Here is a 21948-nt window from a genome sequence, read left to right on the forward strand (position 1 = left end):
CATGGGCATGATCGGGCGAATGCGCGAGGACGTCTCAGCCGCGCGCCTTCGCGACCCTGCCGCACGCAGCGGCATTGAACTGGTGCTGCTCTATCCGGGGCTGCATGCGATCTGGTGGCATCGAGTGTGGCATGGACTCTGGCTGCGAGACGCTCGCCTGCTCGCTCGTGCGGGTTCGCAGATCTCGCGCCGGCTCACCGGGATCGAGATCCACCCCGGCGCGAAGATCGGTCGACGCTTCTTCATCGATCACGGCATGGGCGTCGTGATCGGCGAGACGGCCGAGCTCGGAGACGATGTCATGCTCTACCACGGCGTCACGCTCGGTGGCCGCACGCGAGACGCGACCGGCAAGCGGCATCCGACGCTCGCGAACGGTGTCATCGTCGGTGCCGGGGCGAAGATCCTCGGGCCGATCACGGTCGGCACCAACACCGTCGTCGGAGCCAACGCCGTCGTCACGAAAGATGCTCCGAGCGACAGCATCCTCGTCGGCGTCCCCGCCAAGGCCCGTCATCGAAGCGATCACGACGACTTCTCGGACCTGCGCGTCGTATCCGACTACTCGATCTGAGCGGATCGAGTAATCAGCGCCCGCGGCGCTCCTTCACCTCGCGCTTGAGGAAGATCAGCGGCAGCAGCACGGTGCCAAGCGCCGAGATCAGCCAGACGATCACCGAGCCCAGCAACCATCCTGTGACATCGACGATGCGCAGACCACCGATCGGCAGCAGCACGACGACGATCAGCGCGACCAGGGTCGAGAAGATGCCGATGCCCCCCATCAGCACGTGTGCGTAGCGATCGGCGAGCTTGGTGATCCACGGGCTCAGGATGCTCTGCAGGATCGCGAAGATGACGATGCAGATGACGAAGCCCCACCACTTGTCCCATTGGATCTGGAATCCGGGCAGGACGAGGTCGGCGACGATGAGCCCGATTCCCGCCGAGACGAGATAGATGAGCGTGCGGAACAGGAGCGTGATCACGCCCCGATCCTAGCGCGCGGGTCCCGCGTCAGGAGTCCTGGCCCACCGCGGCGAGGCGCGCCTCTTCGTCTGCGGTGATCGCGCTCTCGATGATCGGATCGAGCGCGCCGTCCATCACCTGATCGAGGTTGTACGCCTTGAATCCTGTGCGGTGGTCCGCGATCCGGTTCTCGGGGAAGTTGTAGGTGCGGATGCGCTCTGAGCGGTCCATACCGCGGATCTGCGACTTTCGGGCGTCGGATGCCGCGGCATCCAACTCTTCCTGTCGCCGTGCGAGGATGCGCGCACGCAGCACGCGCATGCCTGCCTCGCGGTTCTGCAGCTGCGACTTCTCGTTCTGCATGGCGACCACGATGCCGGTGGGAAGGTGCGTGATGCGCACGGCCGAGTCGGTGGTGTTGACCGACTGCCCGCCGGGACCGGACGAGCGATACACGTCGATCTTGAGATCGTTCTGACTGATCTCGACCTCGTCCGGCTCGTCGACCTCGGGGAAGACCAGCACGCCGGTGGTGGAGGTGTGGATACGGCCCTGCGACTCGGTCGCCGGCACGCGCTGCACGCGGTGCACGCCGCCCTCGTACTTCAGATGCGCCCAGACCCCCTGTGCGGGATCCGTCGAGGAGCCCTTGATCGCGATCTGGACGTCCTTGTAGCCGCCGAGGTCGGACTCGTTGCGCTCGAGCAGCTCGGTCTTCCACCCCTTGTGCGCGGCGTACTGGATGTACATCCGCAGAAGGTCGGCGGCGAACAGCGCCGATTCGGCGCCGCCCTCCCCCGCCTTGATCTCCATGATCACGTCACGGGCGTCGTCAGGGTCACGTGGGATGAGCAGTCGTCGCAGCTTCTCCTGAGCCTGTGCCAGCCCCTCTTCCAAGCCCGGCACCTCCTCGGCGAACGCGTCGTCCTCCTTGGCCAGCTCGCGCGCCGCGTCAAGGTCATCCGAAGCGAGCGTCCAGGCGTCGTAGGCCGAGACGATCCGGCTGAGCTCGGCGTAGCGACGGTTGACGCGCTTCGCCCGCGCTGCATCGGCGTGCACCGCCGGGTCGGAGAGTTCCTCCTGCACCCGGCGGTGTTCGTCGATGAGACTCTGGACGGATTCGAACACGCCTATGCTCCGGTCAGCGTCGGATCAGCGGATGTTGTTCTCGTGGCTGTGGCTGGAGCCGCCGGCCGCGGGTGCAGGCATCGACTTCTGCATCTGCACGAGGAACTCCACGTTCGAGTTCGTCTCCTTCAGCTTGCCGAGGACGACCTCGAGGGCCTGCTGCTGGTCGAGACCGGCAAGCGCGCGGCGCAGCTTCCAAGTGATCTTGACCTCGTCGGCCGAAAGGAGCATCTCCTCGCGACGGGTGCTCGAGGCGTTGATGTCGACAGCGGGGAAGATCCGCTTGTCCGCAAGCTGACGCGACAGGCGCAGTTCGCTGTTGCCGGTGCCCTTGAACTCCTCGAAGATGACCTCGTCCATCTTGGAACCGGTCTCGACGAGCGCGGTGGCGAGGATCGTGAGCGATCCGCCGTTCTCGATGTTGCGCGCAGCGCCGAAGAAGCGCTTGGGCGGGTACAGCGCCGCGGCGTCCACGCCACCGGAGAGCACGCGACCGGAGGTGGGAGTCGCGATGTTGTACGCGCGGCCGAGACGAGTGATCGAGTCGAGCAGCACGACGACGTCGCGTCCGAGCTCCACCAGACGCTTGGCACGCTCGATCGCGAGCTCTGCGACCGTGACGTGGTCTTCGGCCGGACGGTCGAAGGTCGAGGCGATGACCTCGCCCTTCACCGTGCGCTCCATGTCGGTGACCTCTTCCGGACGCTCGTCGACCAGGACGACCATGAGGTGGACCTCAGGGTTGTTCTGCGCGATGGCGTTGGCGATCTGCTGGAGCACGATCGTCTTGCCGGCCTTCGGCGGCGCGACGATGAGGCCTCGCTGGCCCTTGCCGATCGGGGCGACCAGGTCGATGATGCGCTGCGTCAGCTTCTCCGGAGCCGTCTCCAGGCGCAGGCGCTCCTGCGGGTACAGCGGCGTGAGCGCGCCGAACTCGACGCGTGTGGCCGCGTCGTCGACCGACAGTCCGTTGACCGAGTCGACCTTCACCAGGGCGTTGTACTTCTGGCGTCCCTGCTGCTCGTTCTCGCGTGGCTGCTTGATGGCGCCGACGATCGCGTCGCCCTTGCGCAGGTTGTACTTCTTCACCTGGCCGAGCGAGACGTAGACGTCGCTGGCGCCGGCGAGATAGCCGGTGGTGCGCACGAATGCGTAGTTGTCGAGCACGTCGAGAATACCGGCGATCGGGATGAGCACGTCATCCTCGCCGATCTCGGTCTCGAACTCGTCCGACGTCGTGCCGCTGCGGCGCTTGTTGCGCTGGCGGCCACGGCCGTTGCCGTTCTCGTCGTCCGAGGAGGAGGAGCCGTTCTGCTGCTGCGGGGTGTCCTGACCACCGTTGCGGCCACGGTTGCGACTGCGGTTGCGGCTGCGGCCACGGCCGGAGCCTTCTTCGCCGTCGCCGGAATCGGCGCCGTTGCTGTCGCCCGCGTCGGTCTTGGCAGCGGACTGGCGGTTCTGCGACTGGTTGCCCTCGGACTGCTTGCTGTCAGCCTGCCTGTTGTCGGCCTGAGCGCCTCCGGTGCTGCGACCGGGAGCCTTCTCATCCTGTGCAGCGTCGGTGGACTTGTCCGTCGAGGATCCCTCGGTCGAGGACTCGGCAGCGGGCGTCGCGTCGGCAGCCGGCTCGGCCTTCTTGGTGCGGCGGCCCCGACCGGTCGTCTTCGGTGCAACCTCTGCCGGGGCGTCGCCGGATGCGGAGCCGTCAGCGGCGGAATCGACCCGCGGTGCGGTCGAGGTTGCCGCGTCCGGTGCGTCCGCGTTCGGTGTGTCAGAGGTCGGAGCGTCAGCAGCCGGCGCCTCGGCCGGCGTCTCTGCGGCGTCCGCCTTCTTGGCGCGGCTCCGACGCGGGGCCTTCGCCTTCGGCGCGGCGGCTGCGTCGGCAGCCGGTGCCGATTCTGCCGCGGCAGCCGGTGCGGCGTCGGCAGCGGGTGCCGCGTCGGCGGCTTCGGCCTTCGCGGCCGCAGTCGCGGTGTTCGCCCGGCGCGGCGCGCGCTTGCGTGCCGGAGCCTTCTCGGGCGCGGCCTCGGTCACTGCGGGTGCAGCATCTGCAGCAGCGGCGGTCGATGCCTGGTCGTTCTGGGTCTCGGAGAAATTCTCCACGAGTACTCCCTCATATGTAGTGGGAAATGAGCATGTCTCGCGCACAACGGGTGCTGCGCGCGATCGCACGGGCAGATGCTCGGCACCTGCCGGCCAGGACCAGGAAAGAGGTTCTGGCGGTTGCGTGCGGATCTCGCAGAATTGCGATGGGGGCCAGATTCACGAAATTACGTGGAGCCCTCCGCTCGATCCCTTACTGTACCACCACGCACGTCGACGGCCAGCATGAGGGCCTCCCACGGGGTGTCGGTGACAGAGGCAGCGAGTTCGGCGGCTTCGAGTCGGCTGCCCGGCCCGTCGGCGAGAACGAGAACGCTCGGGCCTGCACCGGAGACGACGGCGGCGAAGCCGGCCCTGCGCAGTTCCTGGACGAGCGTGTGCGTCTCCGGCATGGCTTCCGCGCGGTAGTCCTGGTGCAGGCGATCCGCCGTGGCGTCGAGGAGCAGCTCAGGGCTCTGCGTGAGCGCGGCGATCAGCAGCGCGGAGCGCGAGACGTTGAACACCGCATCCTCACGGGACACCTGCGGAGGCTGCAGCGAACGGGCGAGCACGGTCGACATGGTGCGCTCCGGCACGAGCACGAGGGGCGCGACGCCGCGGTGAACGAGCAGCTTCTTGTGCTGCGGGCCGCGCTCGCCGGTCCACGCGATCGTGAGCCCGCCGAACAGTGCGGGGGCGACATTGTCGGGGTGCCCCTCGAGCTCGGTGGCGAGGCGCAGCAGGTCGGTGTCCGTGAAGTCGACCTCGCCCTCCAGCAGCCCCTTGGCCGCGAGCACGCCCGCGGTGACAGCGGCTCCGGACGATCCGAGACCGCGGCCGTGCGGCACGCCGTTATGGGCGGTGATACGGAGTCCCGGCATCACCCGGCCGACGTCCTTGTAGACGTGTTCGATCGACCGCACAACGAGATTCGACTCGTCGCGGGAGATCTCCGAGGCACCGGAACCGGACACCTCGATCTCGAGACGGTCGTCGGCGAGTGCCGAGACGGTGAGCTCGTCGTACACGCTGAGCGCCAGGCCGAGGGTGTCGAAACCGGGGCCGAGGTTCGCGCTCGTCGCCGGTACCTGCACCGCGACGGTGCGCAGATCAGCGACCATCACTCGCCTTCCACACGCAGGACCGACACCACGCGCTCGACGACGGCGCTGGCCGCGAGCTTTTCGACGGTGTCGCTGAGCGCCTGCTCGGTCGCCCTGTGCGTGCCGATGATGAGGCGGGCCGTCGCGTCGTCTTCGCCTTCGCCCTCGACGGTCTGCACGACCGTCGCGACGGACACGCCGCCGTCGCTCAGGATGCCTGCCACCGCGGCGAGCACGCCGGGCTGGTCGTCGACCTCGAGCGTGACCTGGTAGCGCGTGATGACGCTCCCGATCGGGACGGTCGGCAGGTTCGCACGTGTCGACTCCCCCACTCCCACGCCACCGGCGATGTGACGACGCGCGGCGGAGACGACGTCGCCGAGCACCGCCGACGCGGTCTGCACGCCGCCGGCGCCTGCCCCGTAGAACATCAGGGAGCCGGCGGCCTCAGCCTCGACGAACACGGCGTTGTTCGCACCGTGCACGGAGGCGAGCGGATGCGTGCGCGGCACGAGTGCCGGGTACACCCGTACCGAGATGGACTCGGCGCCATCGACGACGAGCCGCTCGCACACCGCGAGCAGTTTGATGACGAATCCGGCGGCACGGGCCTCTTCGATCATCGACGGAGTGATCCGAGTGATGCCCTCGCGATGCACAGCCTCCAACGGCACGGCGGTGTGGAAGGCGAGGGATGCCAGAATCGCCGCCTTCTGCGCGGCATCGAAGCCCTCGACATCGGCGGTCGGGTCGGACTCGGCGTATCCGAGACGCTGCGCATCGGCGAGCACCTCGCCGAAATCGGCACCTTCGCTGTCCATGCGGTCCAGGATGTAGTTCGTCGTACCGTTGACGATGCCCATCAGCCGCACGACGCGGTCACCTGCCAGCGAGTCCCGCAGCGGACGGATGATCGGGATGGCTCCTGCTGCTGCCGCCTCGTAGTAGACCGATGCCCCGACCTGGTCGGCGGCTTCGAACAGCTCAGGTCCGTGCGTCGCGAGCAGTGCCTTGTTGGCGGTGACCACGTCGGCGCCGGAGCTCAGCGCGAGCAGCAGGCTGCCGCGCGCCGGCTCGATCCCGCCCATCAGTTCGATCACGATGTCGCTGCCGACGATCAGGCTTTCGGCGTCGGTCGTGAACAGGTCCTTCGGCAGATCCACATCGCGCTTCGCATCGACATCGCGCACCGCGATGCCGGCGAGTTCGAGCGATGCCCCCGCCCTGTCCGCCAGTTCTTCGCCGTGCTGCAGCAGAATGCGCGCCACCTGCGATCCGACGGCGCCGGCGCCGAGCAGCGCCACCCTCAGTCGTCGGTACTGTGCTGGACTGCTCACCTGGGGGTGGGTCATCGTGCTCCTTCATTCGCGCTGATCCCGGCATCCCGCGCCAGCAGGTCGTCGATGCTCTCTCCGCGCACGATCACGCGGGAGCGGCCGTCCGAGACGGCGACGACGGGCGGGCGTGGGACATGGTTGTAGTTGCTCGACAGCGAGGCGCAGTAGGCACCGGTCGCCGGAACGGCGAGCAGATCGCCTGGCCCGATGTCGGCGGGGAGGTACTCATGATCGACGACGATGTCGCCGGATTCGCAGTGCTTGCCGACCACCCGAGCCAGAACAGGGACACCCGTTCCCGCCCTGGATGCGATCCGCGCGGAGTACTGCGCACCGTAGAGAGCCGTGCGCGCATTGTCGCTCATCCCGCCGTCGACGCTGACGTAGAGACGACTCGCGCCCGAGTCCAGGCGCACTTCCTTGGTGGTGCCGACCTCGTAGAGCGTGACGCCGGCGGTGCCGACGATCGCACGACCGGGCTCGAACGCGAGCTGGGGCATCGACATGCCCCTCGCCGCGCAACCCTCTGCGACTGCAGCGACGATCTCTGCCGCCAGTTGTTCGATCGGCGTCGGGTCATCGACGCTGGTGTAGGCGATCCCGAAACCACCGCCGAGGTTCAACAGCGGCACCTCACCGCCGGCCAGCAGTCGGTGATGCAGATCGAGCACGCGCGATGCCGACTCGCGGAAGCCGGCGACGCCGAAGATCTGCGAACCGATGTGGCAGTGCAGACCGAGGAACTCCAGTCCTGGCAGCTCTCGGATGCGGGCGACGGCGGTCTCGGCATCCGCGAAGGTCATGCCGAACTTCTGATCCTCATGCGCCGTCGCGAGGAAGTCGTGGGTCTCCGCGTGCACGCCGCTGTTGACGCGGACCAGCACGCGCTGGACGACGTCGGTGCGCGACGCGGCCTCCGCGACGCGCTCGATCTCGATCGCGCTGTCGACGATGATCGTGCCGATGCCGACCTGCACCGCGCGCTCGATCTCACTCACGGACTTGTTGTTGCCGTGGAAGCCGATGCGCGAAGGATCGACGTCGGCCGCGAGAGCGACCTCCAGCTCACCGCGGGTGCAGACGTCGACGCGCAGGCCCTCTTCCGTCACCCATCGCGCGATCGCGGTCGACAGGAAGGCTTTGCCCGCGTAGTAGACACTCGCGGTCGTTCCGTGCGCCTTCGCGGCGGCGTCGAACGAGGAGCGGAACGCACGAGCGCGTGCGCGCACCTCGACCTCGTCGAGTACGAGCAGCGGAGTCCCATGGTCGCGGATGAGGTCAGTCGCCGACACGCCGCCGATCGACAGGACGTCGCCGCTGTCGCGATGAGCGGATGCCGGCCACACAGCAGGGGCCAGCGCGTTCGGGTCTTCCGGCACGACGAGCCACTCGGGGGCGAGCGAGACAGCGGAAGAATGCACCACGCACCAATCGTCAGGAGGGATCCTCGGGCAGGATCACGCCATACGAGGTTGCCCCGATTCTAAGGCACCGGGAAGACGCGGCCCGCATACGCAAGCCCCTCCCGCGCGCAGATCACGATTCATTACGGTGGAGTCATGGAGAGCACACGCGGGACCGTCTCGGGCGACAGGAGGAATCCGGGTGGTGTCGCCGGACTGATCAGATCCGTGACGGCCTGGGCACTCGAGCGGAAGCTCGTGCGGGCTGCACTGCTCTACTCCGAACGGCGAGGCCCCATGCTCGCCGACAGCGTCACCTATCGAGCGCTCTTCAGCGTCTTCGCCGGTCTGCTGCTCGGATTCTCGATCGCGGCGATCTGGCTGGCAGGCAACGACGAGGCGTGGGATGCGATCATCGCGGCGATCGACTCCGCGGTCCCAGGTCTCGTCGGCGAAGGCGGCGTCGTCGAGGATCCCTCATCGATCGCCGCTGTGGGGGGCCTGTCGATCGCGGGAATCATCTCACTGGTCGCGCTGGTCGGCGCGGCCCTCGGTGCGATCGGATCACTGCGCACGGCAGTGCGCACGATCGCCGGAGCCGTTCTCGACGATGTGTTCTGGCTCTGGGTGATACTGCGCAACCTCGCACTCGCGATCGGGATCGGGCTGTCATTCCTCGCCGCCGCGGCGGTCACGTTCGTCGCGCGCGTCGGAATCGGCTTCGCGACCGACCTGCTCGGGCTGCCTTCGGATGCTGTCGCCGCCGTCGTGGGCATCAGGATCGTGTCGCTCCTCGTCGTGTTCGCACTGGACGCATTGCTGATCTTCGGCGTGTTCCGGCTGCTGTCCGGACAGCGGGTCTCGGCTCGCGTGATCTGGCCGGGTGCGCTGCTGGGCGGCGTCGGACTCCTCGCGCTGCAGGAGCTGTCGAGTCTGTTCGTCGGCGGTGCGACCTCCAATCCGCTGCTCGCGTCGTTCGCTTCGCTGCTCGCCCTGCTGATCTGGCTGAACCTCAGCGCGCAGGTCATGCTCCTCGCGTGCGCGTACATCGTCACCGGCGCAGAGGAGGAACGCGACCGCGTGTCGGCCAGGGACGGCGCGCGTACTCTCGCAGAGCGCCGAGTGCAGCGCGCCCAGCAGGATGTGCGGATCGCGACGAGCGCCCTGCGCGCCGCGGAGAAGGCCGCAGCCGCAGAGCGGCAAGCTTAGGGGCAGACGCCGTTCTCCTGCAGCGTCTCGTCGGTGACGATCGCGCCATCGACCTGTACGTCGACCACGACCTCATCGCCGTCGACTGCGAGACCCGTCATGGTGAGTCCGGCCGGGAGCTGATCCGCGATGCAGATGCGCTGCGTCTCGGTGAGCTGCTCGGCGATCGTGCCGAAGCGATCGGCGATCTGCTGGGCGTCCAGCGTCGCGCCAGCGACCTGCAAGGAAACCGGCGTGAGCAGCAGCTCCCCGGCATCAGCGCCGGGCGTCACCGTCAACGCGATCGGCAGGGAGAGGCCGAGCACGGGAACGCTGCCCGAGACGGTGACATCGGGCTCTGCGAATGCGACCGAGTCGATCGGCAGATCGGATGCCGCGACGAGCACGGTGAACTGGTCGGAGTCGATCCGCACCGTACCCCGCGCATCGGTGAGGTCTCCCCCGCGCAGCGGGATTCCGGTCGCCGTGACGTCGGCTGCACCCGTGACGCCGCCGATTGTCACTGATTCAGTGGTCAGATCCAGCCGGTCCAGTCGGCCGCCGATCAGTTGCGGCAGCAGGATGCCCGATGCGTCGACGTCGAGTTGCTGGTCGGCGGGAAGCTCGAGCTGTTCGATGACGATGCCGCGCACGATGCCGGGCAGCACAGCCCTCGCGATGAGTTCTGCCGCGACGGCGAGCACTGCGACGACGAGCACGATGATGAGCAGCACCCACGGCCAGCGAGCGCGTCGTGCTCCCTCGACCTCCATCACATGCGCTCGGGGGCTGACACGCCGAGCAGTCCGAGCCCGTTGCGCAGAACCTGGCCCGTGGCGTCGTTCAGCCACAGCCGCGTGCGGTGCACGCTCTCGATCGGGTCGTCGCTCAGCGGGGTCACGCGGCAGTTGTCGTACCAGCGGTGGTACAGACCGGCCAGTTCCTCTAGGTAGCGCGCGACACGATGCGGCTCGCGCACCTGGGCGGCGAATGCGACGATGCGCGGGAACTCCTGCAGCGCACCGAGGAGCGCGGACTCCGTCTCATGCGTCAACGTCTCCGGGGCGAACTCCGAGCGATCGACACCGGAATCGGCGGCGTTGCGTCCGACGTTGTGCGTGCGGGCGTGCGCGTACTGCACGTAGAAGACCGGGTTGTCGTTCGTGCGCTTCTGAAGAAGCTCCGGATCGAGGTCGAGCGGCGAGTCGGCCGGCGAACGCTCCAGCGAGTACCGCAGCGCATCGGTGCCTAGCCAGTCGAGCAGGTCGTCCATCTCGATGATGTTGCCAGCGCGCTTGGAGAGTCGTGCGCCGTTGATCGACACCATCTGTCCGATCAGCACCTCGACGTTCTTCTCCGGGTCCTGGCCTGCCGCGCCGGCGATCGCCTTGAGGCGGTGCACATAGCCGTGGTGGTCGGCGCCCAGCAGGTAGATCTTGTTCTCGAACCGGCGGTCGCCCTTGTTCAGGTAGTACGCGGCGTCGGCGGCGAAATAGGTGTACTCGCCGTTGGAGCGGCGGATGACGCGGTCCTTGTCATCGCCGAAGTCGGTGGTGCGCACCCAGACGGCGCCGTCCTCGTCGAACACATGGCCCTGCTCGCGCAGGCGATCCACCGCCTGGTCGATCAGGCTCACGCCCGCGGCATCCTTCGCATGCAGTGTGCGCTCGGAGAACCAGACGTCGAAGGGCACGTTGAAGCGATCGAGAGAGCTCTTGATCTCGGCCAGCTGGAACTCGTACGCGAGGTCTTCGGCGACCGTGAGCTGCTCGGAGTCCGCCAGGTCGAGCAGATCGGGACGCGCCTCGACCACGCGCGCAGCGAGCGTGGCGATGTACTGGCCCGGGTATCCGCCCTCGGGGGTCGGCTCGCCCTTCGCCGCCGCGATGATCGAGTTGGCGAAGCGCTGCATCTGCGCACCGGCGTCGTTGATGTAGTACTCGCGGATCGCGTTCGCGCCGCTGGCGAGCAGCAGGCGCACGATCGAGTCGCCGAGAGCCGCCCAGCGGGTGTGGGCGATGTGCAGCGGCCCGGTCGGGTTCGCCGACACGAACTCGACGTTGACGCTGACGCCGGTCTGGGAGTCGTTCGTGCCGTATGCGGTGCCCGCGTCGACGATCATCTTGGCGAGCACACCCGCGGCGGCGGCATCCAGGCGGAAGTTGATGAACCCGGGGCCGGCGACCTCTGCGCTCTTCACTCCGTCGACGCCGACGATCTCGTCGGCGATGCGCTGCGCGAGCTCGCGCGGGTTCGTGCCGAGCTTCTTCGCGAGCCGCATCGCGATATTGGATGCCCAGTCGCCGTGGTCGCGGTTGCGCGGACGCTCCAGCGCGATGTCGGCTGCATCGATGCCGAGCGCCTCGTCGGGTCGCAGGGACGCGGCGATCGGCGTGACGACGGCGAGGAGGGCTTCGGCGAGGGTGTCGGGGTTCATAGCCTGTCAAGTCTACGGCGCGTCGCACGCCGGAATTCTCCGTTCGGGCGTGCGTCGCTTACCCTCTTGCCATGGCTTCGGGGAGGATGACGCGCGGCGCCCGTGCGGTGACGGTCTTCGTCGCGCTCACGGCTGCGATCACCGCCGTCGTCCTCGGCGTCTGGCGGCCGTGGGTTCCGGCCCCGATCGAGTCGCCGGTCCTCGCATCGGAAGAGGTCGTCGCCGTGGCTCCCGCACCGCTCATCCTGCCAGAGCATCCGCAGGTCCTGGTCTTCGGCGACTCGTGGACCTACGGCTCCGCGGCGAGCGATCCCACGCTCGGATACGCCTACCTGCTGGCAGATCTGCTGGACGGTGAGACCACCGTGGACGGCGTGCGCGGGAGCGGCTATCTGAAGCCGGGGATCGACGGGCCGACCTTCGGTGAGCGAATCGCCGCGCTGGATCCGGCGCTCGACCCGGACCTCGTGATCATCCAGGGCTCCATCAATGATCGCGCCTCGGGGGCTGCGGGATATCGCGAAGCCGTGACGGCCGCGTGGGATGCGCTGGCCGAGACATACCCCGAAGCCACGATCGTGGTGCTGGGCCCCGCTCCGCACGAGCTGCCCGTCGGCGATGCGACGGCCCGGATCGATCGGGACCTCGCTGCGCTGGCCGGCGGCAGGGGCTGGTGGTACATCTCCCCCGTGCAACAGGAATGGATCACCGATCAGAACTACCTTGGCGTGATCGATGTCGACCTCGGCAACAGGCATCCGTCCACCGACGGCCACCGATACCTCGCTGAGAAGGTCGCGGCGGCGCTGAGCGAGCTCATGGCCGCGCCGGTGACCGAGGCCGGCGGTGCGCAGACCCCACCCGAGCAGTGAACGAAGTCGTAGCCAGGGTCAGTCAGGAGGCCCACGCGTCGGCCACTGTCGCGGCCGCCTCCGCAGCCGTCACACGCACGCGGCCCTGATGCGCAAGCGCATCGTTCCACTCGGTCTGCGAAGGTAGAGGCGCGAAGGCAACGGAGTGCGCGGCCGTCGTCGGGCCGAACCGTGCATGGAGTCGACGCGCTTCGTCGGTGATGAGACCGCGCGTGGCCAGCGCCCAGAGGTCGTAGAGGTCTCGGGGTGCATGGCGATCGTGCCATGCCGCGAGCTTTGCTGCAGCGAATGCCGGTGCGGTGAGAACTCGCAGCTCAGCCGGTGGGGCGTCTGCATACCTCTGCTCCAGGGTGCGCACCTCTGTGGGCCATCGCGGATATCCCGTGTGAGGGAGCAGCTGCAATTGGATCGAGGCGTCGCCGATTAGCATTACTGATGTTTGTGCCTGGCGAGTGTTCACGATGTCCGGAACGAAGGTCGGCGTTCCCACCACTCTGCCGAGAGCCGAGATGAGTACGTCTTGGATATCACGCGCCAGCACGGGGCGCGGAGAAAGCGCGATGAGATCGATGTCCTCGGATAGACGCAGGTCCGGGAGGTACGTGCGTGCCAGCGCAGTGCCGCCGAAGAAGAGCAGACGGTCGCTTTCGATTCGCGAGAGAGCTGCGAGGGCGTGAGAGATCACGTGATCCCGTCGCACCTGGTGCGCGGAAACGCCGAATGCAGCCGTCGTTGAGTTCAGATCCGCGGCCGAGAGGATGCCCGGCGCCCCACGACTTCGAGCCATCTCAGTCCTCCAGTGATGCCAAAAGGGCTCGAGCCGAGGGAGGCACACGGCTGCTCTGCTCGAGCACCCTCTGGAACTGCGCACGCGTGACCCGCGCCGCGAGATTCGCAACGGCCTCACTGTGCTGCCCTTCTCCCAGTGCCGCGCGCACCGTGCGATTGGCCAGCAGGTCGAACAAGGTCTGCGGAGGGGACGTCACGAGGGCAGCGCCGAGAACTGTCTGCTCGAGCGTTGCGTCGACTTCGTCGATGCGTCGGAACACGAAGTGAACGCGCCCGCCCGTCGCAAGTTCGACGGGTTTAATGCCGCGCTCCCCCACTGCGATCGTCGTGATTCCTATGGCGCGCGGAATCGCGTGCCAATGTCGCGCGGCACCAGCGCCCATCAGAACGACGGCGCGGGGTCCAAAGCGCGCGGTGGCCAGGGCAAGCGCTCCCGCCTCGAGCGGTGGCTTCCATCCACGTGCATCTGCGCCGTCAGGTGGGACCGTGTACACGCCGTGCGCGAGCTTAGTCACGGCACCCTTCCGAATAAGGCGAGCGATGGTGCGCGTCGTGTTGGTGACGATCGCTCCGATATCCTCCGTGCGTACGGTTCGCATCGGAGCACGTTCGATCGTGCGGATCACTTCGACGTCATCCATCGCGCCTCCTAAGTGAGCATGAATATACACTAGGCGTCGGTTTCTGCTTACTTAGTTTGAGCCATCCAGATCTGGCGACAGCGCGACCGAGCAGATGTCGAACAACGCGAGAAGGGCCGCCCTGTTGGACGGCCCTTCTCGCTGTTCTGTGCCCCCGACAGGAGTCGAACCTGCGACCTACGGTACCGGAAACCGGCGCTCTATCCACTGAGCTACGGAGGCGTACCGAACGACGATATCACTGGTCGGGAGTCATCAATATCACTGCCAGCCTGTTGACGATCCATGCCAGGCGCATAAGAGCGCCGAGCACGACAATCACGCTGCCCACGACCAGTCCCATTCCCAGCGGCAGACCGAAGAACGCGAATACGATCGAGCCGTTGTCCATGTGGTCACAGTACGGCCAATGTCCGTTGAAGAGGGAAGAATCACGCACTCGCTTGACCTTCAGCCGGGGTGAGAGTCGATCATGGGACCATGAGGCAGTCGCATGAGTCCGATCGCGACGAGGTCGAGCAGCCGCCGTTGCAGACGATCAGTGCGTTCGCTCGCTCAGTCGGCCTGAGTGCGAGTGCGCTGCGTCAGTACGGGGAGACAGGTCTGCTCGCACCCGCCGATGTCGAGGAGCGAACCGGATATCGCTACTACTCGCTGGAACAGCAGCAGCGAGCGATATGGATTCGACGTCTGAGGGATGCAGGGCTCTCTCTGGAGCGCATCAGTGCGATGTTCGAGAGCGATCTCCCGGGAGCGGAGATCATCCTGCGTGCCTGGCGTGCCGACGCTCGCGAGCGCTATGAAGTGATCACGGCACTGGTGGACGACCTGACTTTCACTCTGCGCGCACGAGTAGAGAAGAACCCCGCGATACGCACCTCGGCCCGATTCGATGCCGCGGCTCTGGCATCCGCCATCCGGCAGGTCGCTTCGGCCAGTGCGGATGCCGGTGGAGACGACGACCACGACGGCGTACTCATCGAGGTCGGTCACACATCGGCCGCGATCGTCGCGACAGACCGCTACGTGTTGATGGCGCGAACAGGACTCTCCTCGGTGATCGATGGTCCACCGGCTCGGGTGAGATTCGCTCCAGCACAGGTGCTGGAGTGGCTTCGAGGTCGGCAGTCGGTGGATCTCGTCATCGATGCCCCGTCCGGGCGTGACCACGATGCGGCGAGCGCAGTGAATCGGTTCTGCGATGAGCGCGATGACGAGCTGTCACTGCCGAACCGAGCGGACCTTTTCCCGAGCGTGCATCGAATGCTCGAGACGGCTGCGTTTCCGCCCACCAATGCGCTCTTCTCCCTGGACGAAGTGCGGAGCCTCACCTCAGCGCCGGAGGACGACACTGTGCACCTCAACGTCGACGGTGACTCCGCGCTGCTGACGTCCGGCCGACGGTCGGTCTCAGGTGCCGGCATGGGTGTCACCGCTGCCCTAGCTCTGTCTCGGCCCGTTCTGCGCCGCATCGCCGACGCCTCCGTCGGTCACGAACTCACGTGCGACATGCATGACTCCGGTCGGGCGCTGGTGTGGCGGGCCCCCAGCCAGCCGGACTTCGTCGCGCTGGTGATGCCGCACCAGCCATGACGCCGCTGCGCTCAGCCCGAGGTTTCAACGCCTGGGTCGCCGCGACGGTCGGTTCAGAACTCGGCTCAGGGATCCTCGCCTTCGCTCTGACGTGGACCGCGTCCGGTATCGGCCCGCAGGTCGCATCTGCCGTGCTCACGCTCACTGTCGCTCCGTCCGTGGCCCTGGGATTGCTCGGGGGTGCCGTCGCCGACCGGTTCGGACCGCGTCGTGTCATGATCGCCGGCACGCTCGCGATGCTCCTCGTCAGCGCGGCCCTCGGCGTCGCGGTCATTCTCTGGATGCCGTCCGCCGTCCTTCTGCTGATCGCAGCGACGCTCATCGGCACCGTCGCAGCCTTCCAGCGGCCGGCAGCAGGCGTCTTCCCACGTCTGTTCGTCGCTGATGCCGATCTCGGAGCCGCGATGGCACGTGTCGGGATGGCGAGCCAGTTCGCGCGAACGATCGCTCCCCCGGCCGGCGGCCTGCTGGTCGGACTCATCGCCCTGAGCGGAGTGGCGTTCTTGGATGTCGTCGGCGCCGTCGTGATGCTCTGCACACTGCTGCTGATCCGACCTCCGCGTGCGAACGCTCCAGCCCGCGACGCGGTGTCGCTGCGCGGGATCGTCACCGGTGTCGCAACAGCGCGCCGAACGAGCGGCGTTCCTGCGCTCCTGGCTTGTGTGGGGATCGTCGCGGGAGCCGTCATCCCCGCCGTCCTGCTGGGCATCCCTCTGGCCGCACGGGAGCGCGGCTGGTCCGCATCCGATGCCGGCGTCATCGAGGCCGGTTGGATCGCCGGCGGCCTGGCCTGCGGCGCGTGGTTCGCGTGGCGCGGGACTGCGACGAAGGTGTCCCGGCCCATGGCGCTCGGTCCGCTTGTCGTCGCCGCCGGTCTCGGACTGCTCGCCATAGCCCCCGCGTGGATCGTCGCGCTGATCGGCACGACGTTCATCGGTGTCGGCGTGGTCGTGTTCACTGCCCACGTCTTCCCGACCTACCTTCTGTTCGCACCGTCCGCGATGGTCTCGAGGTTTCAGGCTCTGCTGATCCTCGTGCAGCAGGCGCCGCAGCTCCTCGTGAGCCCGCTGATCGGGCTCTTCGTCGCCGTCGTCGGGACAGGGCCTGTGCTCGCCGTGTCAGGATTGGTGGCGACGCTCGCGACGCTCATCGTCGTCACCGACAGGACGCTGCGAACCTTCACGACGAACCGATGACGCCCGCGCCTTCCGCGTGTTTCTCGATGCTCTCGAGGGGCTCGGCATCCTTGCGGCGACGCCCGAGGAATGACGCGCGATCCGTCTCACTCGTCCTGATGTCGCTCGAGCGCGTCCTGTGCTGCGGCTGCCGCCGCGCGAGCCTCCTCGACTCGCGTGCCCGCCTCACCCAGACCGTCGTCGAGCGCATCCCGCTCGCGCCGGGAACGGTCGGCTTCCTTGGCGACCCTCCTAAGCTCCGATTCCAGCTCGTCTGCTCGTTCGGCAAGCCGATCGATCTGATCGTTCACCCGCTTCCGGTTTCGGTCGATCTCGCCTCTCTCGCGTTCTGCCTGGGTGAGCGCGCTCTCGGCTGCGCGCAGTGCGCGTTCGGCGTCCTTCCGCTCCCGTCGCGCCTTGACCTCGTCGACGGGCGCCGCCGCAGACGCGATCGGAGCAGAACCGAGATCACCGGCGACCGAGTCCGCGAGGTCGGCCGAGTCTCCGCCGACCTCGAGTGGTCGTACGAGCCGTGCGGATGCCACGGCTGCGGCCGCGTCGGCGTCGAACATCGCGGCATTCAACGTCTGCTCCACGGCATCCGCCGTCGACTGGGTGATCTGCTCACCGTGTGCTGCAGCCAGCTCCCGCGCCTGCTGCGCGAGAGCACGGATGAGCGCGCGGCGCTGTCGATTCAAGCTCGTCAGCACGGCTGCGTCCAGCTCGGCCTGCGCCTCTCGCAGATCACCGGCGAGATCGAGTGCCTCGCGGAGTTGACTCACGCGCTCGCGTGCGAAGAGGTTCACCACCCACGCCGCCAAGAGCGGTTTGCGCAGCGCGCGCACCTCCGCGGCCAATCGCGCATCGTCCAGTTCTTTGGCGCGAGCATTACGCGCCGCAGTGAACTCCGGGAGCGGGAGCGCATAGAGCTCGGCGGCGATGCCCTCCAGAGTCACCTGCTCCGCTGCTGCCATCGACCCATTGTGCCCCCGCCGATGACAGGGCACTTCTAGAATCGCCGGATGGAGTGCATCGACCTCGCCGAGCGCTTCGTGTCCGTGCACTTCCCGAACGCTGTACCGCATCCGCGGGCGTAACCACGCCCAGCCCACGCTCTACGATGGAACCGACGATCCCGACACCCATCCACAGCACAATCGAGGTTTAGGACTTGCAGTACATCTCCACACGCGGCGGCACGCTCGGACAGTTCAGCGACGTCCTTCTCGAAGGACTCGCGCCCAACGGCGGTCTCGCCGTCCCGGAGACGCTGCCGCAGCTCAGCGCCGACGACCTCGAGCGCCTGCGCCCATTGACCTACCCCGAGCTCGCCACAGAGGTCATCGGCCTGTTCGCCACCGACATCCCCCGCGAAGACCTCGCCCGACTCACCGCGGCTGCCTATGGGGGCGGCAAGTTCGCGGCTGACGAGATCGTCCCGCTCAGCGAGATCGGCGAGGGCATGACGCTCGTCGGCCTGTCCGAGGGCCCGACGCTGGCGTTCAAGGACATGGCGATGCAGTTCCTCGGCGAGGCGCTGGAGTACGTCCTCGAGAAGAGCGACCGCGTGCTGAACGTGCTCGGCGCCACGTCGGGCGACACCGGATCCGCCGCCGAGCACGCCCTGCGCGGCCGCGAACGCGTCTCGATCTTCATGCTCTCCCCCCAGGGCAGGATGAGCGCGTTCCAGCGTGCGCAGATGTACTCGCTGCAGGACGAGAACGTGCACAACATCGCCGTAGAGGGCGTCTTCGACGACTGCCAGAACCTCGTCAAGCGCCTCGCGACAGACCTCGACTTCAAGCGCGCGCACAGCCTCGGCGCCGTCAACTCGATCAACTTCGGCCGCATCTCGGCGCAGATCGCCTATTACGTGTGGGCATGGCTGCGTGTGACCGACGCAGTGGCCGACAGCGAACGCGCACAGTTCGAGGTCTCGTTCGCTGTGCCGTCCGGCAACTTCGGGAACATCCTCTCCGGTCACTACGCGAAGAGCATGGGCGTGCCGATTCGCAAGCTCGTGCTCGCATCGAACGAGAACAACGTCCTCGACGAGTTCTTCCGCAGCGGCCACTACCGTCCGCGCAGCGCCGAGAACACCCTCGCGACCTCGAGCCCTTCGATGGACGTATCGCGCGCCTCGAACCTCGAGCGATTCGTCTTCGACCTTCTGGGTCGCGACCCCGAGCGCACGGCCGCGGCGTGGCACGAGCTCGAGGAGCGCGATGAGATCGACCTCTCCGGCGAACTGGACCGGTTCGAGTCGGAGTTCGGCATCGTCAGCGGTACGAGCACGCACGATGATCGCATCGCGACCATCCGCGAGTTCTCCGAGAGCAGCGGTGTGATCCTCGACCCGCACACCGCCGACGGCGCCAAGGTGGCCAGAGCTCACGTCGAAGCCGGCATCCCGATGCTCGTGCTCGAAACGGCAAAGCCGGCGAAGTTCGCCGATCTGATCACCGAAGCGCTCGGCACGACGGTCGAGCCGGATGCCGACACCCAGGCGATGCTCGATGCACCGGCGCGTGTGACGAACATGCCCCACGACGAGCAGCAGCTGCGGGCCTACATCAACGAACGCGCCCTGCGCTGACACGATACTGTCGGCCCATGCCAGGCAAAGTCGATTTCAAGAAGACGATCGACGCGTACCGCGCCCGCAAGGGCCGCTTCGACGTCATCGACGTCCCTGAGCTGAACTACCTCATGATCGACGGTCACGGCGACCCGAACACCTCGCCCGAGTTCACCACCGCCGTCGAGGCGCTCTACCCGCTCGCGTACACGCTGAAGTTCACCAGCAAGCGCGAGCTCGACCGCGACTACACAGTCATGCCGCTTGAGGGGCTGTGGTGGGCAGACGATCATGCAGCGTTCACCGCCGCTCGCGACAAATCGCAGTGGGACTGGACGCTGATGATCATGCAGCCCGAGTGGATCGATCACGAGCTCGTCGCGGATGCCGTCGCCACCGCCGCCGCGAAGAACCAGGAAGGCCGGGTGCATGAAGTGCGCTTCGGCTCATATGCCGAGGGCAGGTGCGTGCAGACGCTGCACGTCGGGGCGTTCGACGAGGAGGCTCCCCTACTCGCCGAGATGCACGACGTGTTCATCCCCCGGAACGGTCTGCGGATGACCGGGAAGCACCACGAGATCTACTTCAGCGATCCGCGCAAGGGCGCACCGGAGCGGCGTCGCACGATCCTCCGCCAGCCGGTCGCCGCCGCCTGAGACCGATCAGTTCACGGCGACGGCGATCGCGGTGACGGCGATCGCGAGCAGCGGCAGCCCGCCCTGCATCGCAGCAGATCGTGCCTGCTTGCGGTTCGACAGCACCAGCACGAGGGCGGCGGCGAGCATCATTCCTGTACCGGCGAACACGAGGGTGAGTCCGACGGTCGCCAGCCCCGAGATCAGCAACGCGATCCCGAGCAGCGTCGCGAGCGCGAGGAACAGGTTGTAGAAGCCCTGGTTGAACGCGAGCGGCTTCGTGGTCTCTGCATCCGCCTCACTGGCGATACCGAAGATCTTGCGTGTCTCGGGCTCCGTCCACCTCAGGGACTCGAGCGCGAAGATGAAGACGTGGAAGGCTGCGGCAGCCGCCGCGAGGACCAGACCGAAGATGAGCATGGCTGATTCTCCCACCTGACTCGGCTGAGCCAGCACTCTCAGATGAGGAAGATCGGCAGCAGCCCAGGATTGTGCGCATGCACGAGCACAGCGAACACCATAGCGTCGAACAGCAGATGCACGGCGACCACGTACGCGAGTGAGTGCGTCTTCAGGAAGATGGAGCCCTGCAGCAGGGCGAACGGGATCGTCAGCAGCGGACCCCACTCGCGGTAGCCGAGCTCCCACAGGAACGACACGAACACGATCATCTGGAGCACGTTCGCGACCACATCGGGGAAGTGCCGCCGCAGCAGCGCGAACACCGTGCAGATGAAGAACAGCTCGTCCCAGATCCCCACCGCGCCCACGCCGACGAAGAGCCTGCCGATCAATTCGGGGGTGTCGACGACCGGCCAGTTCAGATACACACCGCTGGTGATGAAGTAGAACGGCAGGATCAGCCACCCGAGCACCAGCACCGCCACGAGCCAGGCCCACTGCAGGCCCTCCCATCGGCGGTGCGTGCGCCATGGGAAGCTGATCGCCCGGTCGCGATACACGAACCGCGAGATCAGGTACGGGACCACGACGGCGCCGCCGAGGGCGAGCGTGAATCGCAGCATCGCCATGTTGTCGAGCTCGGCGGCCAGCGGGATCACGCTGACGATCAGCAGCCCGAACGCGATCAGTGAGAGGTCGCGTGTGAGCGAAGGGCCGGATGCCGTCACCGCTCCGCGTTCCATCAACCAGGCCGCGCCGATACCCGCTGCGAGCAGCAGCCACCCCAGCCATGTCCACTGGACGACGAAGAACGCCGGTGCCGCGAGACACACCAGGAGGGCAGGAGCGATCCTCGGCATCCAGCCTGAACGCGTCATGCGCGTGGTGTGCGCCGGTACACGAGATCGCGGATGTCGCGACCCTTGGCGATCCCCTTGCGCTCGAAAGCCGTCATCACCCGCCCATCGTATCGCTGGGCCCATTCGCCCTCGAACGCGCGCTCGAACTGCGGTTCGCCGTCCAGCACCTCACGCATCTGCAGCGCGTAGTCCTCCCAGTCGGTCGCGAGTCGCAGCAGGCCGCCGTCCTCGAGTGCACGAGCGGCCGAATCGCCGAAGCCCGTGCGCACCAGCCGTCGCTTGGTGTGGCGCGTCTTGTGCCACGGGTCGGGAAAGAAGATCCAGACTTCAGATGCCGCACCCTCCGGCAGGTAGGAGTCGAGAACCTCGGGAGCATTCGCCTCGACGAGTCGCAGGTTCCGCACCCCGGCCTTGTCGGCGTCGAGCATCGTCCGGGCCAGCCCCGCCCTGAACACCTCGATGGCGAGGAAATCGTCGTCCGGCCGCGACGAGGCGGCCGAGATGATCGCGTGTCCCTGACCGGATCCGATCTCGACGAACAGGCGCGCATCGCGGCCGTACTCGAGCGTCGGATTCATCCGCGCTTCCGCGTGCACGCTCGTCGAGGCGAGGCCGCGCTGGACGTCGATCAGGTACCGCGGAGCGAGCTCTTCGAATGCTCGATCCTGCGCCTGAGACATCCGTCCGCTCCGCCTGACGAACGAGACCGGTTCTTCACGGAAGACGGGGATTTCGGGCATGCATCGATCTTAACCG

General features: G+C 67.2%; 22 protein-coding genes and 1 tRNA gene. 7 read left to right on the plus strand and 16 right to left on the minus strand.

Features of this window, described 5'->3' with window-relative positions; translation table 11 throughout:
• Nucleotide 1 precedes the first annotated feature (1 nt).
• Entirely contained in the window at nucleotides 2-574 is a 573-nt protein-coding gene (gene epsC, locus JF52_RS0100875; RefSeq protein ID WP_033104663.1) for a serine O-acetyltransferase EpsC, read from the plus strand.
• Between the two features lie 13 nt (nucleotides 575-587).
• On the opposite strand, the gene JF52_RS0100880 is transcribed toward epsC, so the two are convergent.
• The 6 genes from JF52_RS0100880 to lysA all read right to left on the minus strand — a co-directional run bounded on the left by JF52_RS0100880 (nucleotide 588) and on the right by lysA (nucleotide 8040).
• Nucleotides 588-989 carry a phage holin family protein gene (locus tag JF52_RS0100880; protein ID WP_033104664.1) on the minus strand — a complete coding sequence of 134 codons (402 nt, stop codon included), beginning with the start codon at nucleotides 987-989 and terminating at the stop codon, nucleotides 588-590.
• Between the two features lie 28 nt (nucleotides 990-1017).
• The gene (gene prfA, locus JF52_RS0100885; RefSeq protein WP_033104665.1) at nucleotides 1018-2097 is read right to left on the minus strand and encodes a peptide chain release factor 1; all 1080 of its coding nucleotides are present in this window, start codon (nucleotides 2095-2097) and stop codon (nucleotides 1018-1020) included.
• Nucleotides 2098-2121: 24 nt separating this feature from the next.
• Entirely contained in the window at nucleotides 2122-4200 is a 2079-nt protein-coding gene (gene rho, locus JF52_RS0100890) for a transcription termination factor Rho (RefSeq protein WP_033104666.1), read from the minus strand.
• A gap of 167 nt (nucleotides 4201-4367) precedes the next feature.
• Complete coding sequence (thrB, locus tag JF52_RS0100895) at nucleotides 4368-5300, minus strand: homoserine kinase (protein ID WP_033104667.1); 933 nt, start codon at nucleotides 5298-5300, stop codon at nucleotides 4368-4370.
• A complete protein-coding gene (locus JF52_RS0100900; protein WP_033104668.1) occupies nucleotides 5300-6634 on the minus strand; it encodes a homoserine dehydrogenase in 1335 nt (444 codons plus the stop codon). Before JF52_RS0100900 ends, thrB begins: the two co-directional genes overlap by 1 nt.
• Complete coding sequence (lysA, locus tag JF52_RS0100905) at nucleotides 6631-8040, minus strand: diaminopimelate decarboxylase (protein WP_033106136.1); 1410 nt, start codon at nucleotides 8038-8040, stop codon at nucleotides 6631-6633. Before lysA ends, JF52_RS0100900 begins: the two co-directional genes overlap by 4 nt.
• A gap of 138 nt (nucleotides 8041-8178) precedes the next feature.
• Here lysA and JF52_RS0100910 point away from each other — a divergent pair, with 138 nt between their 5' ends.
• Complete coding sequence (locus tag JF52_RS0100910; RefSeq protein WP_052166653.1) at nucleotides 8179-9231, plus strand: YihY/virulence factor BrkB family protein; 1053 nt, start codon at nucleotides 8179-8181, stop codon at nucleotides 9229-9231.
• On the opposite strand, the gene JF52_RS0100915 is transcribed toward JF52_RS0100910, so the two are convergent.
• Together JF52_RS0100915 and argS are read right to left on the minus strand one after the other, a co-directional pair.
• Nucleotides 9228-9983 (minus strand): LmeA family phospholipid-binding protein, encoded by a 756-nt coding sequence (locus tag JF52_RS0100915; protein ID WP_033104669.1) that lies wholly within the window; start codon nucleotides 9981-9983, stop codon nucleotides 9228-9230. The two genes, JF52_RS0100910 and JF52_RS0100915, sit on opposite strands and share 4 nt — an antisense overlap.
• Entirely contained in the window at nucleotides 9983-11647 is a 1665-nt protein-coding gene (gene argS, locus JF52_RS0100920; RefSeq protein WP_033104670.1) for an arginine--tRNA ligase, read from the minus strand. Before argS ends, JF52_RS0100915 begins: the two co-directional genes overlap by 1 nt.
• A gap of 71 nt (nucleotides 11648-11718) precedes the next feature.
• On the opposite strand from argS, the gene JF52_RS0100925 reads away from it, so the two are divergent.
• Nucleotides 11719-12519: an SGNH/GDSL hydrolase family protein gene (locus JF52_RS0100925; RefSeq protein ID WP_033104671.1), complete on the plus strand. Its 801-nt coding sequence runs from the start codon at nucleotides 11719-11721 to the stop codon at nucleotides 12517-12519.
• A 22-nt stretch (nucleotides 12520-12541) separates the two neighbouring features.
• On the opposite strand, the gene JF52_RS0100930 is transcribed toward JF52_RS0100925, so the two are convergent.
• The 4 genes from JF52_RS0100930 to JF52_RS17385 all read right to left on the minus strand — a co-directional run bounded on the left by JF52_RS0100930 (nucleotide 12542) and on the right by JF52_RS17385 (nucleotide 14340).
• The gene (locus tag JF52_RS0100930; RefSeq protein WP_084595444.1) at nucleotides 12542-13306 is read right to left on the minus strand and encodes a nucleotidyl transferase AbiEii/AbiGii toxin family protein; all 765 of its coding nucleotides are present in this window, start codon (nucleotides 13304-13306) and stop codon (nucleotides 12542-12544) included.
• A 1-nt stretch (nucleotide 13307) separates the two neighbouring features.
• Nucleotides 13308-13949 carry a type IV toxin-antitoxin system AbiEi family antitoxin domain-containing protein gene (locus tag JF52_RS0100935; protein ID WP_052166654.1) on the minus strand — a complete coding sequence of 214 codons (642 nt, stop codon included), beginning with the start codon at nucleotides 13947-13949 and terminating at the stop codon, nucleotides 13308-13310.
• Nucleotides 13950-14098: 149 nt separating this feature from the next.
• Nucleotides 14099-14171 (minus strand) — tRNA-Arg (locus JF52_RS0100940).
• 16 nt (nucleotides 14172-14187) lie between these two features.
• Complete coding sequence (locus tag JF52_RS17385) at nucleotides 14188-14340, minus strand: hypothetical protein (RefSeq protein ID WP_160175013.1); 153 nt, start codon at nucleotides 14338-14340, stop codon at nucleotides 14188-14190.
• A gap of 89 nt (nucleotides 14341-14429) precedes the next feature.
• On the opposite strand from JF52_RS17385, the gene JF52_RS16370 reads away from it, so the two are divergent.
• Both JF52_RS16370 and JF52_RS0100950 read left to right on the plus strand, forming a co-directional pair.
• Nucleotides 14430-15542 carry a MerR family transcriptional regulator gene (locus JF52_RS16370; protein ID WP_052166655.1) on the plus strand — a complete coding sequence of 371 codons (1113 nt, stop codon included), beginning with the start codon at nucleotides 14430-14432 and terminating at the stop codon, nucleotides 15540-15542.
• Nucleotides 15539-16738, plus strand: coding sequence for an MFS transporter (locus JF52_RS0100950; RefSeq protein WP_033104672.1), 1200 nt, complete (start codon nucleotides 15539-15541; stop codon nucleotides 16736-16738). The genes JF52_RS16370 and JF52_RS0100950 overlap by 4 nt, the downstream gene beginning before the upstream one ends.
• Nucleotides 16739-16824: 86 nt before the next feature.
• Here the strand turns inward: JF52_RS0100950 and JF52_RS0100955 are convergent, their stop codons facing one another.
• The gene (locus tag JF52_RS0100955; protein WP_033104673.1) at nucleotides 16825-17691 is read right to left on the minus strand and encodes a hypothetical protein; all 867 of its coding nucleotides are present in this window, start codon (nucleotides 17689-17691) and stop codon (nucleotides 16825-16827) included.
• A 197-nt stretch (nucleotides 17692-17888) separates the two neighbouring features.
• Here JF52_RS0100955 and thrC point away from each other — a divergent pair, with 197 nt between their 5' ends.
• Nucleotides 17889-19313: a threonine synthase gene (gene thrC / locus JF52_RS0100960; protein WP_033104674.1), complete on the plus strand. Its 1425-nt coding sequence runs from the start codon at nucleotides 17889-17891 to the stop codon at nucleotides 19311-19313.
• Nucleotides 19314-19330: 17 nt separating this feature from the next.
• The gene (locus tag JF52_RS0100965; RefSeq protein ID WP_033104675.1) at nucleotides 19331-19951 is read left to right on the plus strand and encodes a GyrI-like domain-containing protein; all 621 of its coding nucleotides are present in this window, start codon (nucleotides 19331-19333) and stop codon (nucleotides 19949-19951) included.
• A 6-nt stretch (nucleotides 19952-19957) separates the two neighbouring features.
• On the opposite strand, the gene JF52_RS0100970 is transcribed toward JF52_RS0100965, so the two are convergent.
• Genes JF52_RS0100970 through trmB form a run of 3 tightly spaced genes read right to left on the minus strand, consistent with a single transcriptional unit; the run spans nucleotide 19958 to nucleotide 21932 of the window.
• Nucleotides 19958-20350: a DUF1304 domain-containing protein gene (locus JF52_RS0100970; protein ID WP_033104676.1), complete on the minus strand. Its 393-nt coding sequence runs from the start codon at nucleotides 20348-20350 to the stop codon at nucleotides 19958-19960.
• A 38-nt stretch (nucleotides 20351-20388) separates the two neighbouring features.
• Nucleotides 20389-21210: a CPBP family glutamic-type intramembrane protease gene (locus JF52_RS0100975; RefSeq protein ID WP_033104677.1), complete on the minus strand. Its 822-nt coding sequence runs from the start codon at nucleotides 21208-21210 to the stop codon at nucleotides 20389-20391.
• Nucleotides 21207-21932, minus strand: coding sequence for a tRNA (guanosine(46)-N7)-methyltransferase TrmB (gene trmB, locus JF52_RS0100980; protein ID WP_033104678.1), 726 nt, complete (start codon nucleotides 21930-21932; stop codon nucleotides 21207-21209). Before trmB ends, JF52_RS0100975 begins: the two co-directional genes overlap by 4 nt.
• Nucleotides 21933-21948 lie beyond the last annotated feature (16 nt).

Source organism: Microbacterium profundi, from assembly GCF_000763375.1.
In the GTDB taxonomy this organism is placed as follows: domain Bacteria; phylum Actinomycetota; class Actinomycetes; order Actinomycetales; family Microbacteriaceae; genus Microbacterium; species Microbacterium profundi.

Excerpts from the sequence above, each read along its gene's own strand:
- epsC (WP_033104663.1), top strand. The coding sequence starts at position 2 with ATGGGCATGATCGGGCGAATGCGCGAGGACGTCTCAGCCGCGCGCCTT.
- thrB (WP_033104667.1), bottom strand. The coding sequence starts at position 5,300 with ATGGTCGCTGATCTGCGCACCGTCGCGGTGCAGGTACCGGCGACGAGC.
- JF52_RS0100900 (WP_033104668.1), bottom strand. The coding sequence starts at position 6,634 with ATGACCCACCCCCAGGTGAGCAGTCCAGCACAGTACCGACGACTGAGG.
- JF52_RS0100910 (WP_052166653.1), top strand. The coding sequence starts at position 8,179 with ATGGAGAGCACACGCGGGACCGTCTCGGGCGACAGGAGGAATCCGGGT.
- JF52_RS0100915 (WP_033104669.1), bottom strand. The coding sequence starts at position 9,983 with ATGGAGGTCGAGGGAGCACGACGCGCTCGCTGGCCGTGGGTGCTGCTC.
- argS (WP_033104670.1), bottom strand. The coding sequence starts at position 11,647 with ATGAACCCCGACACCCTCGCCGAAGCCCTCCTCGCCGTCGTCACGCCG.
- JF52_RS0100925 (WP_033104671.1), top strand. The coding sequence starts at position 11,719 with ATGGCTTCGGGGAGGATGACGCGCGGCGCCCGTGCGGTGACGGTCTTC.
- JF52_RS0100930 (WP_084595444.1), bottom strand. The coding sequence starts at position 13,306 with ATGGCTCGAAGTCGTGGGGCGCCGGGCATCCTCTCGGCCGCGGATCTG.
- JF52_RS0100935 (WP_052166654.1), bottom strand. The coding sequence starts at position 13,949 with ATGGATGACGTCGAAGTGATCCGCACGATCGAACGTGCTCCGATGCGA.
- JF52_RS17385 (WP_160175013.1), bottom strand. The coding sequence starts at position 14,340 with ATGGACAACGGCTCGATCGTATTCGCGTTCTTCGGTCTGCCGCTGGGA.
- JF52_RS16370 (WP_052166655.1), top strand. The coding sequence starts at position 14,430 with ATGAGGCAGTCGCATGAGTCCGATCGCGACGAGGTCGAGCAGCCGCCG.
- JF52_RS0100950 (WP_033104672.1), top strand. The coding sequence starts at position 15,539 with ATGACGCCGCTGCGCTCAGCCCGAGGTTTCAACGCCTGGGTCGCCGCG.
- JF52_RS0100955 (WP_033104673.1), bottom strand. The coding sequence starts at position 17,691 with ATGGCAGCAGCGGAGCAGGTGACTCTGGAGGGCATCGCCGCCGAGCTC.
- JF52_RS0100965 (WP_033104675.1), top strand. The coding sequence starts at position 19,331 with ATGCCAGGCAAAGTCGATTTCAAGAAGACGATCGACGCGTACCGCGCC.
- JF52_RS0100970 (WP_033104676.1), bottom strand. The coding sequence starts at position 20,350 with ATGCTCATCTTCGGTCTGGTCCTCGCGGCGGCTGCCGCAGCCTTCCAC.
- JF52_RS0100975 (WP_033104677.1), bottom strand. The coding sequence starts at position 21,210 with ATGACGCGTTCAGGCTGGATGCCGAGGATCGCTCCTGCCCTCCTGGTG.
- trmB (WP_033104678.1), bottom strand. The coding sequence starts at position 21,932 with ATGCCCGAAATCCCCGTCTTCCGTGAAGAACCGGTCTCGTTCGTCAGG.